General features: G+C 69.3%; 14 protein-coding genes. 13 read left to right on the forward strand and 1 reads right to left on the reverse strand.

From position 1 onward, the window contains the following. The first annotated feature begins 40 nt into the window (after positions 1–40). The 11 genes from glmU (at position 41) to D9V41_RS05800 (ending at position 11,544) form a co-directional block, all read left to right on the forward strand. Complete coding sequence (gene glmU / locus D9V41_RS05750) at positions 41–1,492, forward strand: bifunctional UDP-N-acetylglucosamine diphosphorylase/glucosamine-1-phosphate N-acetyltransferase GlmU (RefSeq protein WP_121793581.1); 1,452 nt, start codon at positions 41–43, stop codon at positions 1,490–1,492. Beyond that, positions 1,479–2,462 carry a ribose-phosphate diphosphokinase gene (locus D9V41_RS05755; protein WP_121793582.1) on the forward strand — a complete coding sequence of 328 codons (984 nt, stop codon included), beginning with the start codon at positions 1,479–1,481 and terminating at the stop codon, positions 2,460–2,462. The genes glmU and D9V41_RS05755 overlap by 14 nt, the downstream gene beginning before the upstream one ends. A 4-nt stretch (positions 2,463–2,466) precedes the next feature. Continuing rightward, the gene (locus D9V41_RS05760) at positions 2,467–2,850 is read left to right on the forward strand and encodes a hypothetical protein (RefSeq protein ID WP_121793583.1); all 384 of its coding nucleotides are present in this window, start codon (positions 2,467–2,469) and stop codon (positions 2,848–2,850) included. Between the two features lie 181 nt (positions 2,851–3,031). Continuing rightward, positions 3,032–3,676, forward strand: a complete 645-nt coding sequence (locus D9V41_RS05765; protein WP_121793584.1) for a 50S ribosomal protein L25/general stress protein Ctc — start codon at positions 3,032–3,034, stop codon at positions 3,674–3,676. Continuing rightward, positions 3,676–4,242 (forward strand): aminoacyl-tRNA hydrolase, encoded by a 567-nt coding sequence (pth, locus tag D9V41_RS05770; RefSeq protein WP_121793585.1) that lies wholly within the window; start codon positions 3,676–3,678, stop codon positions 4,240–4,242. The genes D9V41_RS05765 and pth overlap by 1 nt, the downstream gene beginning before the upstream one ends. A 141-nt stretch (positions 4,243–4,383) precedes the next feature. After that, on the forward strand, positions 4,384–7,881 hold the full coding sequence (mfd, locus tag D9V41_RS05775; RefSeq protein WP_121793586.1) for a transcription-repair coupling factor: 3,498 nt from the start codon (positions 4,384–4,386) through the stop codon (positions 7,879–7,881). Positions 7,882–7,938: 57 nt separating this feature from the next. Further along, positions 7,939–8,571, forward strand: coding sequence for a SurA N-terminal domain-containing protein (locus tag D9V41_RS05780; protein ID WP_121793587.1), 633 nt, complete (start codon positions 7,939–7,941; stop codon positions 8,569–8,571). Further along, positions 8,568–9,143, forward strand: a complete 576-nt coding sequence (locus D9V41_RS05785) for a nucleoside triphosphate pyrophosphohydrolase (protein ID WP_121793588.1) — start codon at positions 8,568–8,570, stop codon at positions 9,141–9,143. Before D9V41_RS05780 ends, D9V41_RS05785 begins: the two co-directional genes overlap by 4 nt. Before the next feature lie 86 nt (positions 9,144–9,229). Continuing rightward, entirely contained in the window at positions 9,230–10,507 is a 1,278-nt protein-coding gene (gene eno / locus D9V41_RS05790) for a phosphopyruvate hydratase (RefSeq protein ID WP_121793589.1), read from the forward strand. 159 nt (positions 10,508–10,666) lie between these two features. Continuing rightward, positions 10,667–11,059 carry an FtsB family cell division protein gene (locus tag D9V41_RS05795; RefSeq protein WP_424922789.1) on the forward strand — a complete coding sequence of 131 codons (393 nt, stop codon included), beginning with the start codon at positions 10,667–10,669 and terminating at the stop codon, positions 11,057–11,059. Next, positions 11,056–11,544 carry a DUF501 domain-containing protein gene (locus D9V41_RS05800; RefSeq protein ID WP_243697163.1) on the forward strand — a complete coding sequence of 163 codons (489 nt, stop codon included), beginning with the start codon at positions 11,056–11,058 and terminating at the stop codon, positions 11,542–11,544. The genes D9V41_RS05795 and D9V41_RS05800 overlap by 4 nt, the downstream gene beginning before the upstream one ends. A 464-nt stretch (positions 11,545–12,008) precedes the next feature. Here the strand turns inward: D9V41_RS05800 and D9V41_RS05805 are convergent, their stop codons facing one another. Next, positions 12,009–13,958 (reverse strand): M13 family metallopeptidase, encoded by a 1,950-nt coding sequence (locus D9V41_RS05805; protein ID WP_121793591.1) that lies wholly within the window; start codon positions 13,956–13,958, stop codon positions 12,009–12,011. 120 nt (positions 13,959–14,078) lie between these two features. Here D9V41_RS05805 and D9V41_RS05810 point away from each other — a divergent pair, with 120 nt between their 5' ends. Both D9V41_RS05810 and ispD read left to right on the forward strand, forming a co-directional pair. Next, complete coding sequence (locus D9V41_RS05810) at positions 14,079–14,903, forward strand: siderophore-interacting protein (RefSeq protein ID WP_121793592.1); 825 nt, start codon at positions 14,079–14,081, stop codon at positions 14,901–14,903. Then, entirely contained in the window at positions 14,900–15,598 is a 699-nt protein-coding gene (gene ispD / locus D9V41_RS05815) for a 2-C-methyl-D-erythritol 4-phosphate cytidylyltransferase (protein ID WP_121793593.1), read from the forward strand. Before D9V41_RS05810 ends, ispD begins: the two co-directional genes overlap by 4 nt. Positions 15,599–15,622 lie beyond the last annotated feature (24 nt).

The raw sequence follows: 15,622 nt of genomic DNA on the forward strand, positions 1-15,622 counted from the left end.
GGTCGCCCATTCCCCGCTCTCGACCACGAAGGAGCCGCGCGTGGACGCGAACGTCACCGCGATCGTCCTGGCTGCCGGTGCCGGCACCCGCATGAAGTCCGAGCGAGCCAAGGTCCTGCACGAACTCGCGGGTCGTCCGATGCTCGCTCACGCCCTGGCCGCCGTGCAGGAGTTCGGAGCACGGCGCCGCGTCGTGGTCGTCGGCCACCAGCGCGAGCAGGTCGAGGAGGCTCTGGCTTCGTTCGACGCCCAAGCGACTGTCGCGGTCCAACACGAGCGCAAGGGCACCGGCGACGCGGTCAGCGCCGCGCTCAACGCCATCGACCTCGATCCGGCTGCGCTCGGCACGGTCCTCATCACGTATGGGGACGTGCCGCTGTTGCAGGCCCAGACCCTCGCCGAGGTCGTCGCCGCGCACCGCGAGGGCCGTCGCGCCGTCACCATCCTGTCCGCCCACGTCGACGACCCGGCCGGCTACGGCCGCATCCTTCGCGATGCCGGAGGAGACGTCGTGGCCATTCGCGAGCACAAGGACGCCAGCGACGACGAGCGCTCCGTGCGAGAGATCAACAGCGGGATCCTCGTGGTCGACGGCGCGTTTCTCGTCCCCGCGCTGAACCGTCTGACACCGCAGAACGCGCAAGGCGAGCTCTACCTGACCGACATCGTCGGCTTCGCCGTCGAGGACGGTCTGCCGGTCGGGGCGCACGTACTCGAGGACGTGTGGCAGACCGAGGGCGTCAACGACCGCGTCCAGCTCGCCCGGCTGGCGCGCGAACTCAACCGGCGCATCACGGACCACTGGATGCGCGAAGGCGTCACGATCGTCGACCCCGCCACCACCTGGATCGACTCCGACGTCACGCTCGCGCCGGACGTCACCGTGCTCCCGGGCACGCAACTGCTCGGCGCGACCACGGTCGCCGAGGGCGCGACGATCGGCCCGGACACCACGCTGCGCAACGTCGAGGTCGGACGCGGCGCGACCGTCGTGCGCACCCACGGCAGCGACGCCGTCGTCGGTCCGGATGCCACGGTGGGCCCTTTCGCGTACCTGCGTCCGGGCACCGAGCTCGGCACCGCCAGCAAGGTCGGCACGTTCGTCGAGACGAAGAACTCCACGCTCGGGGACGGTGCCAAAGTGCCGCACCTGTCGTACATCGGCGACGCCACCGTGGGCGAGGGCAGCAACCTCGGGGCCGGCGCGATCACCGCGAACTACGACGGCCAGCACAAGCACCGCACGACCATCGGGCGGCACGTCAAGACCGGCTGCGACAACGTGTTCGTCGCTCCTGTCGAGATCGGCGACGGGGCCTTCACCGGAGCGGGAACGATCGTCCGTGACGACATCCCGCCGGGGGCGCTGGGCGTGAGCGCTGGGTCACAGAGGATCATGGAAGGGTGGGTCGCGAGCCGGCGGCCCGGCTCGGCGTCGCACGAGGCCGCCTCCGCAGCACAGCAGGAAGAGAACACCGGTGACCAGCAGTAGTCTCAGTGAGCGCACGCCGACCCGCAACCTCATGCTCTTCTCGGGCCGGGTGCATCCCACCCTGGCCCAGGAGGTCGCCGAGCTGTTGCAGGTCGATCTCGTGCCGACGACCGCGTACGACTTCGCCAACGGCGAGATCTACGTCCGCTTCGACCAGTCGGTGCGCGGCTGCGACGCCTTCGTCATCCAGAGCCACGCGGCGCCGATCAACGAGGCGATCATGGAGCAGCTCATCATGATCGACGCGCTCAAGCGCGCCTCCGCCAAGCGCATCACGGTGGTTCTCCCGTTCTACGGTTACGCCCGTCAGGACAAGAAGCACCTCGGCCGTGAGCCCATCTCAGCCCGGCTGATCGCCGACCTCTTCCTGGCCGCCGGCGCGGACCGCCTGATGACCGTGGATCTGCACACGGCCCAGATCCAGGGCTTCTTCGACGGTCCGGTGGACCACCTGCTCGCGATGCCCATCCTCACGCGGCACGTCAAGAAGAAGTACGCCGACAAGCCGTTCGCCGTCGTCTCGCCCGATGCCGGCCGGATCAAGGTCGCCGAGTCCTGGGCCAATTCGCTGGGTGGCGCGCCGCTGGCGTTCATTCACAAGTCGCGCGACATCTCCCGCCCCAACGAGAGCAAGGCCAACCGCGTCGTCGGCGACGTCAAGGGTCGTACCTGCATCCTCGTCGACGACCTCATCGACACCGGCGGCACGATCGTCCAGGCCGCCGAGGCGTTGATGGCCGAGGGCGCGGCCGAGGTCGTCATCGCCGCGACGCACGCCGTGTTCTCCGGCCCGGCCGTCGATCGGCTCAAGAACTGCAGCGCTCGTGAGGTCATCGTGACCAACACGCTGCCGATGTCGGATGACAAGCACTTCGACAAGCTCACGGTGCTGTCCATCGCGCCGCTGCTCGCGCAAGCGGTGTCCGCGGTCTTCGAAGACGGATCGGTCACCAGCCTGTTCACGGAGTGATGTCGTGCTCCACCGCGGCCGCGCGTTCGGTCTCGCGATGCTCGTGGGAGTGCTGTACGCGCTGATCGCGGTGACGGGTGCCGTGGTGATCGGCTCGGGGAGTTCTGCCCTCGGCGCTGCGAGCGCGGTCGTCGCCGGCATCGGGCTCCTCGGCGGTTGGCTCACGACCGGGGTCGCGGTGCTGACCCTCCGGGCGACACGGGACCGGGATCCTGACGACGACGTCGCCATCACGGTGGCCACGCTGGCGGGGAGCGGCTTCATCGCGGTGTTCGGCTTCCTCGCGCTCCGTTCGCTCGGCGCCTTTCCCGCGGTGCTGGCCGTGGCCGTTCTGACCCTCGCGACCCACGTCGTGTTGCGTCGTGGGCTGCCGCGCCTGCTCCTCTGAGCGCGGCCGCGGAGAGCGGTTTTTGTGGCCGACCGGCGGTGGGGTAGACTCTCGGGGTTGCCTCGGCGAGGGCCCTTTCCGGCCGTGATCGACGCGGCGCTCGAGTGCGAGTGCTGAGTCGAGCCTTGTCCAAGGCGCCGAGACCACCTGAATGACGACGTATTCGAGGAGCTTCACCCCCGTGGCCGAGATCAAGATCGCCGCTGAAACCCGTACCGAGTTCGGCAAGGGCGCTGCGCGCCGTATCCGACGCGCCGACAAGGTGCCCGCAGTCCTCTACGGTCACGGCACCGATCCGGTGCACGTGACGCTGCCGGGCCACGACCTCATGCTGGCCCTGAAGAATTCGAACGCCCTGCTGAACATCGAGCTGGGCTCGGAGAACCACCTCACGATTCCCAAGCAGGTTCAGCGCGACCCGCTCAAGGGCTTCATCGAGCACGCCGATCTCCTCATCGTCAAGCGCGGTGAGAAGGTTGAGGTCGACGTCCCGATCACGGTCGTCGGCGAGCCGGGTCCGGACGCGCTGCTCGTGACCGAGAACGCCTCCGTCACGATCGAGGCCGAGGCCACCCACATCCCGTCCGAGATCGAGGTGTCGGTCGAGGGGCTGGAGGCGGGCGCCCAGGTGACCGCCGCCGACCTGCAGCTGCCGCAGGGTGCCGCGCTCGCGGTCGAGTCCGATCTGCTCATCATCAACGTCACCCACGCTCCGACGGCCGCCGAGGTCGAGGCGGAGCTGGTGGAGGCGGAGGCCGACGCCGGCATCGAGCACGCCGCCGCTGAGGGTGAGATCGGCGTCTCCGGGGAGAGCTCCGAAAGCTGATGACGTGGCTCATCGTCGGGCTCGGCAACCCGGGCCCGACGTACGCTGCGACCCGCCACAATGTCGGGTACCTGGTCGCCGACGTGCTCGCCGAGCGCGTCGGCGGCCGTTTCACGTTGCATACGTGCCGCCGCGCCGAGGTCGTCGAGGGACGGCTCTCCGGTGAGCGCGTCGTGCTGGGGCGAGCTCGCTCCTACATGAACGAGAGCGGGGGACCGGTCGCCGGTCTCGCGAAGTACTACGACGTCCCGACCGACCATCTCGTCGTCATCCACGACGAGCTCGACATCGACTTCGGGGCGCTGCGGATCAAGTTCGGTGGCGGCGACAACGGTCACAACGGCCTCAAGTCCATCCGCCAGTCGCTCGGTACCGGTGACTACTACCGCATCCGCGTCGGCATCGGGCGACCTCCCGGACGCCAGCCGGTCCACGACTTCGTGCTCAAGCCCTTCTCGTCCGCCGAGCGCCGCGAGCTCGGCGTGAACGTCGAGGAGGCGGCTGACGCCGTCGAGAGCCTCCTCGTCGACGGGCTCGTGAAGACGCAAAGTTCGTTCAATCGCTGAACCGAGGTCCCGGCCGCCCTCCGGCCCGAGATGCGGTCGCTTCTCGGTCACCCGGCCGCCGTTCAGTGACCCGAAAGTGACCACATCTCGGGCCGGAGGCCCTCGGGGTGAGGTGTGGAACCACAGCGTAATCTGGATACGATGACCTCCCCCTCCTCCCAGCGCGCCCTCGTCGAGGCGTTGTCGCGCGAGCCCGCCGTCGCCAAGGCCCTCGCCGACCGCAATGGCGGCGCCCTCGACGTCCGGCTCACGGCGCCGGCGGCCCTCAACCCCTTCCTGGCCGCAGCGCTCGTGCGCGACGACTCCTGCGTCCTCGTCGTCACCGCCACCGCCCGCGACGCCGAGAACCTCGTCGATCACATCACGACGCTCGTCGACGACCCGGATCACGTGGCGTACTACCCCGCGTGGGAGACGCTGCCGCACGAGCGGCTGTCGCCGCGGTCGGACACGGTGGGGCGCCGGCTCGCCGTGCTGCGCCAACTCGTCCACGGGGGCGAGCAGCGGCCACGTGTGGTGGTCGCCCCCGTGCGGTCCGTGCTCCAGCCGCAGGTCAAGGGACTCGCCGACATCGAGCCGGTCCGACTGACCGCCGGGCAGGACATCGAACTCGACGAGGTCGTGCGCCGGCTGGCGGGCGCTGCGTACACCCGCGTCGACCTGGTCGAACGCCGGGGCGAGTTCGCGGTGCGCGGTGGCATCGTCGACGTCTTCCCGCCCACCGAGGAACATCCCGTCCGAGTCGAGTTCTGGGGCGACACCGTCGACGAACTTCGGCACTTCTCGATCGCCGACCAGCGCACGGTCGAGCCGGTCGAGCGGCTCTGGGCGCCACCGTGCCGTGAGCTGTTGCTGACCGACGAGGTCCGCCAGCGGGCGGCCGTACTGGCGCAGGAACACCCGTCGCTCCACGAACTCTTCGGCAAGCTCGCCGAGGGGCACGCGGTCGAGGGGATGGAATCGCTGGCTCCGGTGCTCGTCGGGGAGATGGAACTGCTGGTCGACCTCCTCCCGCAGTCCTCCACCGTCCTGGTCTGCGACCCCGAACGGGTCCGCGGGCGTGCTCAGGACCTCGTCACGACGAGCGAGGAGTTCCTCGCCGCGTCGTGGGCCGCCGCAGCCACGGGCGCGGAGTCGCCCATCGACCTCGGATCGGCGGCGTTCAAGGACCTGGCCGAGGTGCGCGAGCGGGTCGCCGAGGCCCGCCACACGTGGGCGGACGTCGGCCCGTTCGCCATGGGTGACGAGAGCCTCGTCGCCGCGGTCGAACCGGCCCCGCGCTACCGCGGCGACACCGAGGCCGCGCTGGCGGACCTGCGCACCTGGCAGCAGGCCGGCCATGCGGTGCTGTTGACCGTCCCCGGCCCCGGCCAGGCGCAGCGCACGGTGGAGTGGCTGGCCGAGCACGACGTCGCCGCCCGCGCCGTCGAGGTGCTCGAACCGGCGACGGGAACCTCCGCACGGGTCGTCCAGGTTGCTGTGGCCGATCTCGACGAGGGCTTCGTCGCGGCCGATCTCGGCTTCGTCGTGCTCACGTATGACGACCTCGTCGGCCAGAAGGCCGCAGACCGGGCGGAGCGCCGCATGCCGGCGCGGCGCCGCAAGCAGATCGATCCGCTCGAGCTGAAGGCCGGCGACCCGGTCGTCCACGAGCAGCACGGCGTGGGCCGCTACATCGAACTCGTCAACCGTGTGGTCCACGGCGCCGAGCGCGAGTACCTGGTCCTCGAGTACGCCCCGAGCAAGCGCGGTCAACCGGCGGATCGGCTGTTCGTGCCGATGGACCAGCTCGACCAGGTCAGCCGCTACGTCGGTGGCGAAGCTCCGACCCTCGACCGGCTCGGCGGCAGCGATTGGACGCAGCGCAAGAACAAGGCGCGCAAGGCCGTCCGGCAGATCGCCGGCGAACTCATCAAGCTCTATGCCGCCCGCCAGTCCACCAAGGGACACGCGTTCGGGCCCGACAGCCCGTGGCAGCGCGAGCTGGAGGACGCCTTCGCGTTCGTCGAGACGCCCGATCAGCTCTCCACGATCGAGGACGTCAAGCGCGACATGGAGCGCATCGTGCCGATGGACCGTCTGGTGTGCGGTGACGTCGGGTACGGCAAGACCGAGATCGCCGTGCGCGCCGCGTTCAAGGCCATCCAGGACGGCAAGCAGGTCGTGTTGCTCGTGCCCACGACGCTGCTCGTGCGCCAGCATTATGCGACCTTCGCGGAGCGTTTCGGTCAGTTCCCGGTCACCATCCGGGCGCTCTCACGTTTCCAGTCCGAGAAGGAGTCCCAGGCGACCCTCGAGGGGCTGGCCGACGGCTCGGTCGACCTCGTCATCGGCACCCACCGGCTGCTGCAGCCGGGTATCCGGATCAAGGATCTCGGGCTCATCATCGTCGACGAGGAGCAGCGCTTCGGCGTCGAGCACAAGGAGGCGCTCAAGCACCTGCGCGCCTCCGTCGACGTGTTGAGCATGTCCGCCACGCCGATTCCGCGCACGCTGGAGATGGCGATCACCGGCATCCGCGAGATGAGCACCATCGCGACGCCGCCGGAGGAACGGCACCCGGTGTTGAGCTTCGTCGGGCCCTACGAGGACCGGCAGGTGGTCGCGGCGATCCGCCGCGAGCTCCTGCGCGAGGGCCAGGTCTTCTACATTCACAACCGGGTCAAGAGCATCGACAAGGTCGCTCAGCACCTGCGGGATCTGGTGCCCGAGGCGCGGATCGCCACGGCGCACGGGCAGATGAGCGAGCAGCAGCTCGAGAGCGTCATGGTCGACTTCTGGGAGAAGCGCTTCGACGTGCTCGTCTGCACCACGATCGTCGAGTCGGGCATCGACGTGTCGAACGCCAACACGATGATCATCGAGCGGGCGGACATGTTCGGCCTGTCGCAACTGCACCAGCTGCGCGGCCGCGTCGGCCGGAGCCGGGAGCGGGCGTACGCCTACTTCCTGTACCCGCCCGACAAGCCGCTCACCGAGACGGCGCACGACCGGCTCGCCACGATCGCCCAGTTCTCCGAACTCGGCGGCGGCATGGCGGTCGCCATGAAGGACCTCGAGATCCGCGGCGCCGGCAACCTGCTGGGCGGGGAGCAGTCCGGTCACATCGCCGACGTCGGTTTCGACTTGTACGTGCGCCTGGTGGGGGAGGCCGTCGCGGAGTTCCGCGGCGAAGGTGAGCCCGAGCGCGAGGTCAAGATCGAGCTCCCGATCGAGGCGCACCTGCCGCACGACTACGTACCCAGCGAACGTCTTCGCCTGGAGATGTACAAGCGGCTCGCCGACGTGCGGGCGCTGTCCGACGTCGACGAGTTGCGGGCCGAGCTCGACGACCGCTACGGCACGCCGCCGACGCCCGTCGAGGTGCTGCTCGACGTGGCGCGACTGCGGGTCAAGGTGCGCGAGAGCGGTCTGAGCGAGGTCACGGCGGCCGGTTCGAACGTTCGCTTCGCGCCGGTCAAGCTTCCCGAGTCGGCGCAGCTGCGCCTCGCCCGCGTGTACCCCAAGAGCCTGTACAAGCAGGCCGCGGAGGTCGCGCTGGTCCCGCACCCGAAGACGGCGCCGGTCGGCGGCAAGCCGTTGCGCGACCGCGAACTCATCGAGTGGGTCTCGGGCGTGCTCGACACCCTGGCCGGCTGAGCGGACGTGATCTGGGTCATGGGTAGTCTGGTCTCGCCCGGCCCCTGAGGAGGTTCCATGAGCGCCCGCTCTCGTCTCGTCGTCCTTGCTGTCGCCGCGACGGCGCTGACCGCCTGCGGACCGGTGCAACCGGGCAGTGCCGCCGTGGTGGGGGACACCCGCATCTCCATGGCCGAGGCCGACGAGGTCAGCGAGGGGTACTGCGCGCTCTCGCTCGCGACCGCCACGGCTCAGGGCACCTCGTCGATCCCGGGTGGCGATGTCCGCCGCCAAGCGCTCTCCCTGTTGATCATCGAGTCGGTCGCCACGCAGGTCGCCGAGGACGAGGGCATCGACGTGCCGTCGCCCGGGCTCAGCGACGAGGAGACCCAGCAGGCACGGCAGCTGTTCGGTGAACAGACGGACCTCGTGGTGTCCACGATCGCCCGCAACGAGCGAGCCTTGGCGGTCGCGACCAAGCTCGCCGAGCGGGAACTCGGCGCGCGCGCCGAGCAGATGAGCCAGCAGGAGCTCGCGCGGGCCGGCCAGCAGCTGCTCATGGAGCAGGCCGGCGACCTCGACATCGAGATCGACCCGCGCTTCGGCATGAGCGGACTCGGCGAGGTCGTGGCCCCGACGGGTTCGCTCTCGGTGCCGGGTCCGGTGATCGAGGGCCAAGAACTTCCCGCGGCGTTGACCTGCCGGGCATGAGCGACCCGCTGCGCGAACTCGTCGACGTCATGGCGCGGTTGCGGGCCGAATGCCCGTGGACGCGTGAGCAGACGCACGAGACCCTGCGGCGCTACCTCATCGAGGAGGCGTACGAGACCCTCGAGGCGCTGGACGCGGCCGATTCGGAGCATCTGCGCGAGGAGCTCGGCGACCTGCTGATGCAGGTGGTCTTCCACGCCGAGATCGCCGCCACCGACGGCGAGGGCTGGGGCATCGACGAGGTCGCCGCCGGGATCCGCGACAAGCTCGTTCACCGCAATCCGCACGTGTTCGGCGACGTCACCGTGAACTCGGCGGCCGAGGTCGACGCCAACTGGCAGCGGCTCAAGGCCGAGAAGAAGCGGCGGTCGCATCCGGCGGAGGGGATTCCCGAGCAGCTTCCCGCCCTCATGTACGCCGACAAGGTGCTCGGGCGAGTCGCGGCAGAACCCGTTGCGTCGGACGAGATCGGCGACCGCCTCCTGGCCATCGTCGCCGAGGCGAGGGCGCAGGGGGTCGACGCCGAAGCGGCGTTGAAGAGTGCCGCGCGCCGCCACGCGGACCGCGGCTGACCCGCACCGCGCGGCTGTCCAGGGCGCGCCGATCCGAGGCGCTAGGCTGAGGTTGTTCCCACTCCCCACGACCACAGGAGCAGGCCTTGGCCATCATCGACGCCGTCGGCGCACGCGAAATTCTGGATTCCCGAGGCAACCCGACCGTCGAGGTCGAGGTCGCTCTCGATGACGGAACGATCGGCCGCGCAGCCGTTCCGTCCGGCGCGTCCACGGGTCAGTTCGAGGCTGTGGAGTTGCGCGACGGCGGTTCCCGCTACGGCGGCAAGGGCGTCCTCAAGGCGGTCGAGTCCGTCAACGGTCCGATCGCCGACGCACTCGCCGATCTCGATGCCGACGACCAGCGAGCCATCGACGCGGTCATGATGGATCTGGACGGCACGCCCAACAAGGGTGGTTTCGGTGCCAACGCCATTCTCGGCGTCTCGCTGGCCGTGGCCAAGGCGGCCGCTGAGTCCGCCGGGCTGCCGTTGTTCCGCTACGTGGGCGGGCCCAACGCGCACGTCCTGCCGGTGCCGATGATGAACATCCTCAACGGCGGCGCGCACGCCGACTCCAACGTGGACATCCAGGAGTTCATGATCGCGCCGATCGGCGCCGAGAGCTTCGCCGAGGCGTTGCGCCAGGGCACCGAGGTCTATCACGCTCTCAAGGCCGTCCTCAAGGACGAGGGCCTGTCGACGGGTCTGGGGGACGAGGGCGGCTTCGCGCCGAACCTGCCGTCCAACCGCGCTGCCCTCGACCTCATCGCCAAGGCCGTCGAGAAGGCCGGCTACCGCGTCGGCACCGATATCGCTTTCGCGCTCGACGTCGCGGCGAGCGAGTTCGAGTCCGGCGGCGTCTACACGTTCGAGGGCGAGTCGCGGACGGCGGAGCAGATGACGGCCTACTACGCCGAGCTCGTCGACTCCTACCCGATCGTCTCCATCGAGGACCCGCTCAACGAGGAGGACTGGGACGGCTGGGTCACCATCACCGAGGAGCTCGGCGATCGCGTGCAGCTCGTCGGCGATGACCTCTTCGTCACCAACGTCGAGCGCCTCACGCGCGGCATCGAGCAGGGCGCGGGCAACGCGCTGCTGGTCAAGGTCAACCAAATCGGCTCGCTCAGCGAGACCCTCGACTCGGTCGACCTCGCGCACCGCGCCGGGTTCGCCTGCATGATGAGCCACCGCTCGGGCGAGACCGAGGACACCACGATCGCCGACCTCGCCGTCGCCACGAACTGCGGTCAGATCAAGACCGGTGCGCCGGCTCGTTCGGATCGCGTGGCCAAGTACAACCAACTGCTGCGCATCGAGGAACTGCTCGGCCCGGCAGCGGTCTACGCCGGCGCCAGCGCCTTCCCGCGCCTGTCGCGCTGACGGCCGATGGCCGCGTCCCGTCGACCGCCAGCTCGCGGCTCGGCTCCGTCGCGTGGGAGCCGTGGTGCCTCGTCGCAGGCGCCGCGGCGGCCCACGTCGACCCGCGCTCCGGTCGGTCGGCCGACGGGGACGCGGTTCACGGCACGCGCGCTCATCCTCCTGGCGGTCGTCGTGTTGCTCGTCGCCTCGTACACCGCGACGCTGCACGCCTGGTGGCAGCAGCGCAGCGAGATCAGCGCGCTGGAGCAGGCCAACCGGCAGGCCGAGCAGGACATCGACGAGCTGCATGACGAGATCGATCGCTGGGATGACCCGGCGTTCATCAAGCAGCAGGCGCGCGATCGCTTCGGCTGGGTGATGCCCGGCGAGGTCGGCTACCGCGTCATCGGCGTCGACGGGCAGCTGCAGGGCGAGGTCGGACGCCTCGACGACCCTCCGTCACAGGCGGACCGGGCCTGGTACGGCAAACTATGGGGGAGCGTGGAGCAGGCCGGTGAGCCGCCCACGAGTCCAGAGGAGCAGAATCCCGACGAGGTGTTGGAGAACCCGTGACCTTGACCGACGATGACGTCGCGACCATCACCGAACAGCTGGGCCGGCCGCCACGGGCGATGGTCGAGGTGTCGTCGCGTTGCCCGTCGGGGCATCCCAACGTCGTCAAGACCGAACCGCGGCTGCCCGACGGCACTCCCTTCCCGACGCTGTACTACCTGACCTGCCCGCGTCTCGCCGGAGCCATCGGCACGCTGGAGGCGTCCGGCCTGATGGCCGAGTGGACCGCGCGGTTGGCCGAGGACGACGAGCTCGCGGCCGCGTACCGCCGCGCGCACGAGAGCTACCTTGCCGAGCGTGAGGCGCTCGGCCACGTCGAGGAGATCGACGGCATCAGCGCCGGCGGCATGCCCACGCGGGTCAAGTGCCTGCACGTGCTCGCCGGCCACGCCCTGGCCAAGGGACCTGGCGTCAACCCGCTCGGCGACGAGACACTCCGTCTTCTCGGCGATTGGTGGACCGGCACCTCCTGCGCCGCGGAGTGACCAGCGCGCGCACGATGGTCGAGTAGGCCCGGTCGGGCGTGTTGGTGGTCGAGTAGGCCCGCTCGGGCATGTTGGTGGTCGAGTAGGCCCGCTCGGGCATGTTGGTGGTCGAGTAGGCCCGAGGAACGAGGGCCGTATCGAGACCACATCACGAGGGCCCCGACGATCAGAGAACTGTCGAGTGACCTCCCGCCCACCGCTCACATGGCCATCTCGTCCACAGGCGGGCCTCGTCAGCACCGGTCACGTCCCTGCTCCGCTTCAGGCTGGAGGATGGGAATCCGTTACTACGCCTATCCGCTGGCACCGGAGTTCGTCGAGCACGCCGAGCACGACCCACGGATCGTCAGGGTGAGGAGGAGTACGTCATGCACTTCCTGCGTGCTGCGCAGCGATTCGCCGTCGACACGTCGCGACGTGGGCACGGTCTGGTCTACATGATCGGGTAGACCAGAACGCGGGCATCACCAGATGGTGACGCGCTCCTCGGGGTCGAGCCAGAGAGCGTCGCCTGGCGTGACGTCGAAGGCCGTGTAGAAGGCGTCGATGTTGCGCACGACCTGGTTGCAGCGGAACTCCGGTGGCGAGTGCGGGTCGACGGTGAGTCGGCGGACCGTCTCGGCCGGACGCGTCTTGCCCTGCCACGCCTGAGCCCATGAGAGGAAGAACCGCTGGTCGGCGGTGAGCCCGTCGACCGGCTCGGGCTCGTCGGCTCCGATGGCGAGGCGCAATGCCTTGTAGGCGATGCCGAGGCCCCCGAGGTCGCCGATGTTCTCGCCGATGGTCAGGGCGCCGTTCACCGTCTGGCCGTCTGCCCCCTCTGGCGACAGACCGTCGTACTGCGCGATGAGCGCGGCGGTGAGCTTCTCGAACGCCGTACGGTCCTCGTCGGTCCACCAGTTGCGCAGCGCACCCGTGCCGTCGTACTGCGAGCCCTGGTCGTCGAAGCCGTGTCCGATCTCGTGGCCGATGACCGCACCGATTGCGCCGTAGTTGACCGCGTCGTCGGCGTCCGCGTGGAAGAACGGCGGTTGGAGGATCGCGGCGGGGAAGACGATCTCGTTCATCGTCGGGTTGTAGTAGGCGTTAACCGTCTGCGGGGTCATGTACCACTCGTCGCGGTCGATCGGTTGTCCGATCTTGGCGAGCTCGACGTCCATGCCGAATGACAGCGCGCGCCGGGCGTTGCCGAGCAGATCGTGCGGGTCGGCGATGAGCGCGGAGTAGTCGCGGAAGTTCTCGGGGTGACCGATCTTGGGCGTGAAGGCGTCGAGTTTCTCGTGTGCGCGCTTCTTGGTCTCGTCGCTCATCCACGACAGCTCGCTGATGCTGCGGCGGTACGCCTCGATGAGGTTGCCGATCAGCTCAGTCATCCGCTCCTTGGCGGCGGGCGGGAACTCGCTGCGGACGTAGATCTTGCCGACGGCCTCGCCCATCGAGCCCTCGACGAAGCCGACGCCGCGCTTCCACCGTGGACGAAGCTCGTCGGTGCCCTGCAGCGTGCGGCCGTAGAACGCGAAGTTCTCGGCGACGAACGCTTCAGACAGGTACGGGGCGGCCGCGTGCACGACGTGCCAGCGCAACCAGTCCGACCAGGCCGGCACGAAATCGTCGGTCAGCAGTTCGGCGAGGCCTTCCAGGTACGAGGGTTGGGAGACGACGACCTCGGCGAGGACCTCGGGTGCGATGCCCGCGGCCTCGCCCCACGCTGTCCAGTCGAACGCCGGCAGCAGCGCGGCCAGTTCGTCGCCGGTGCGCAGGTTGTAGGTCTTCTGAGCGTCGCGGGTGGCGACCCGATCCCAGTGCTGAGCGGCGATGCGACGTTCGAGTTCCAGCACGCGTTCGGCCCGTTCGCGGGGAGCGTCGAGTCCGGCGAGCTCGAGCATCGTCGCGATGTGTGCGGCGTATGCCTCGCGAATCGGGGCGAAGGAATCCTCCCGGTAGTACGACTCGTCGGGAAGGCCGAGGCCGCTCTGCACGATGTGACTGATGTAGCGGTCCGGGTTGCCGCGGTCGGGGGCGATGTACAGCCCGATGATGCTCGCGACCCCCGATCGCTCGAGCGAGCCGAGGGTGCGAACCACATCGGGGATCGAACCGATCGCCGCGATGCTCTCCAGGTCAGCGGCAAGGGGAGCCGCCCCCAGCTCCTCGACACGCTCGACGTCCATGAAGCTGCGGTACAGCGCACCGATCGTGCGCTCTTCGGAAGAGGCGGGGTCCTCGGCGCACCGCTCGACGATGCCGCGCACGATCTTCTCGGCCTCGTCGAGAAGCCGGACGAAGGCGCCAGCGGTGGCTCGGTCGGCCGGAATGGGCGTCTCCCGCAGCCACGGCCCGTTCACATGGCGGAAGAGGTCGTCCTGCACGCGGATCTGAGGATCGAAGGCGGTGGTGTCGAGTCCATGCGTCACGCCGCCAGGCTAACAGCGGGGTCGAGCCGCCTTGCGTCATACGAAGTGTGGGTGGGGAGCCACCGAACGTATGACGCAACGCCGGTGACCCGCCACTCGCGTGAGGGGTAGGCTCGCGGCGTGTCGAAGAACGTCGCGGTTGCCCTGGAAGTCGTCCGGACCGAGCAGATCGCGCCGAAGCTGCGCCGCCTCGTGTTCGGCGGTCCGGGCTTCGCCGCCTATCGCGATCGTGACATCGAGGCGACCGACAAGTACGTGAAGCTCGTGTTCCTCGCCCAGGGCGTCGAGTATCCCGAGCCGCTCGACCTCACTGTCGTCCGCTCGTCCTTGCCGGCCGAAGCCCAACCGATCCTGCGTACCTACACGATCCGTTGGGTGGACGAGGCCGCCGAGGAATTGGCGATCGACTTCGTCGTCCACGGTGACGAGGGCATCGCCGGACCGTGGGCCGCCGCGGCGCAGCCGGGCGACGTCATCCACGTGAGGGGCCCCGGTGGCGCCTACGCGCCCACATCGGAGGCGGATCATCACCTGTTCGTCGGCGACGAGTCCGCCCTGCCGGCGATCGCCGCTTCGGTGGCCGCGTTGCCCGCCGGGGCCCCGGCCACGGCCTTCCTCGAGGTCGACGGGCCCGCGGATGAGATCGAGCTGCCCACCGACGGACAGCTCGAGGTGAGGTGGCTGCACCGCGGCGGTGCTCACGCGGGTTCCACCACACTGCTCGACGATGCCGTGCGCGCGTGGACGTGGCCGAAGGGTCGCGTCCAAGCGTTCGTTCACGGCGAGTCCGCGCTGCTCAAGAGCGTGCGCCCCTACCTGCTCGACGGCCGGGTCGACCGGCAGGACCTTTCGGTCTCGGCTTACTGGCGTGTAGGGGAGAGCGAGGAGGGCTTCCGCGTCTGGAAGTCCACGCAGGACGATGCCGTGATGCGTCCCAGCGCATGAGCGCATCACGCGTCGTCGCCGTGCTGCTCGCCGGCGGTACCGGAACCCGGGTCGGGCATGAACTGCCGAAGCAACTCCTCGAGGTCGCCGGCCGGCCGGTCATCGCGCACGCTCTCGAGGCCTTCCAACGGAGCGGAGCAGTCGACGAGATCGTCGTGATGATGACGCCGACCCATCTTGCCGAGGTCCAGGCGCTCGTCGCCGAGTACGGCTTCGGGAAAGTGACCCGCGTGCTTCCTGGCGGTGACACGAGGACGGCATCGACGCGCGGGGCGCTGGAAGTGCTGGAGGGAGACTGCCTCGTGCTCTTCCACGACGCGGCTCGTCCTTTCGTCACCGACCGCATCATCGCGGAATGCGTCGACGCCTTGCGCGGTGGTTATCGGGCAGTGACGACCGCGATCGACTCGGCGGACACCATCGTGACGGTGCGCGATGGGCTCATGACCGGAAGTCTCGACCGGTCGTGCCTGGCACGTTGCCAGACGCCTCAAGGATTTGCCCGCACCGCGCTCGTCGAGGCCTACTCCCTGGCCGACGAGGATCCAAGCTTCACGGCCACGGACGACGCATCGGTCGTGGCCCGCTACCTCCCGGACGAACCCATCGGCGTCGTGACGGGCGACGCGCGCAACTTCAAGATCACCGACGCCGTCGACCTTCGCATCGCCGAGGCGCTGTCCGATCGACCGTAACGGCTGGGGACCGCCCGCTCGGCT

Origin of the sequence: Aeromicrobium phragmitis (assembly GCF_003674095.1) — a bacterium.
In the GTDB taxonomy this organism is placed as follows: Bacteria; Actinomycetota; Actinomycetes; order Propionibacteriales; family Nocardioidaceae; genus Aeromicrobium; species Aeromicrobium phragmitis.

Excerpts from the sequence above, each read along its gene's own strand:
- pth (WP_121793585.1), top strand. The coding sequence starts at position 3,676 with ATGACGTGGCTCATCGTCGGGCTCGGCAACCCGGGCCCGACGTACGCT.
- mfd (WP_121793586.1), top strand. The coding sequence starts at position 4,384 with ATGACCTCCCCCTCCTCCCAGCGCGCCCTCGTCGAGGCGTTGTCGCGC.
- D9V41_RS05780 (WP_121793587.1), top strand. The coding sequence starts at position 7,939 with ATGAGCGCCCGCTCTCGTCTCGTCGTCCTTGCTGTCGCCGCGACGGCG.
- D9V41_RS05785 (WP_121793588.1), top strand. The coding sequence starts at position 8,568 with ATGAGCGACCCGCTGCGCGAACTCGTCGACGTCATGGCGCGGTTGCGG.
- ispD (WP_121793593.1), top strand. The coding sequence starts at position 14,900 with ATGAGCGCATCACGCGTCGTCGCCGTGCTGCTCGCCGGCGGTACCGGA.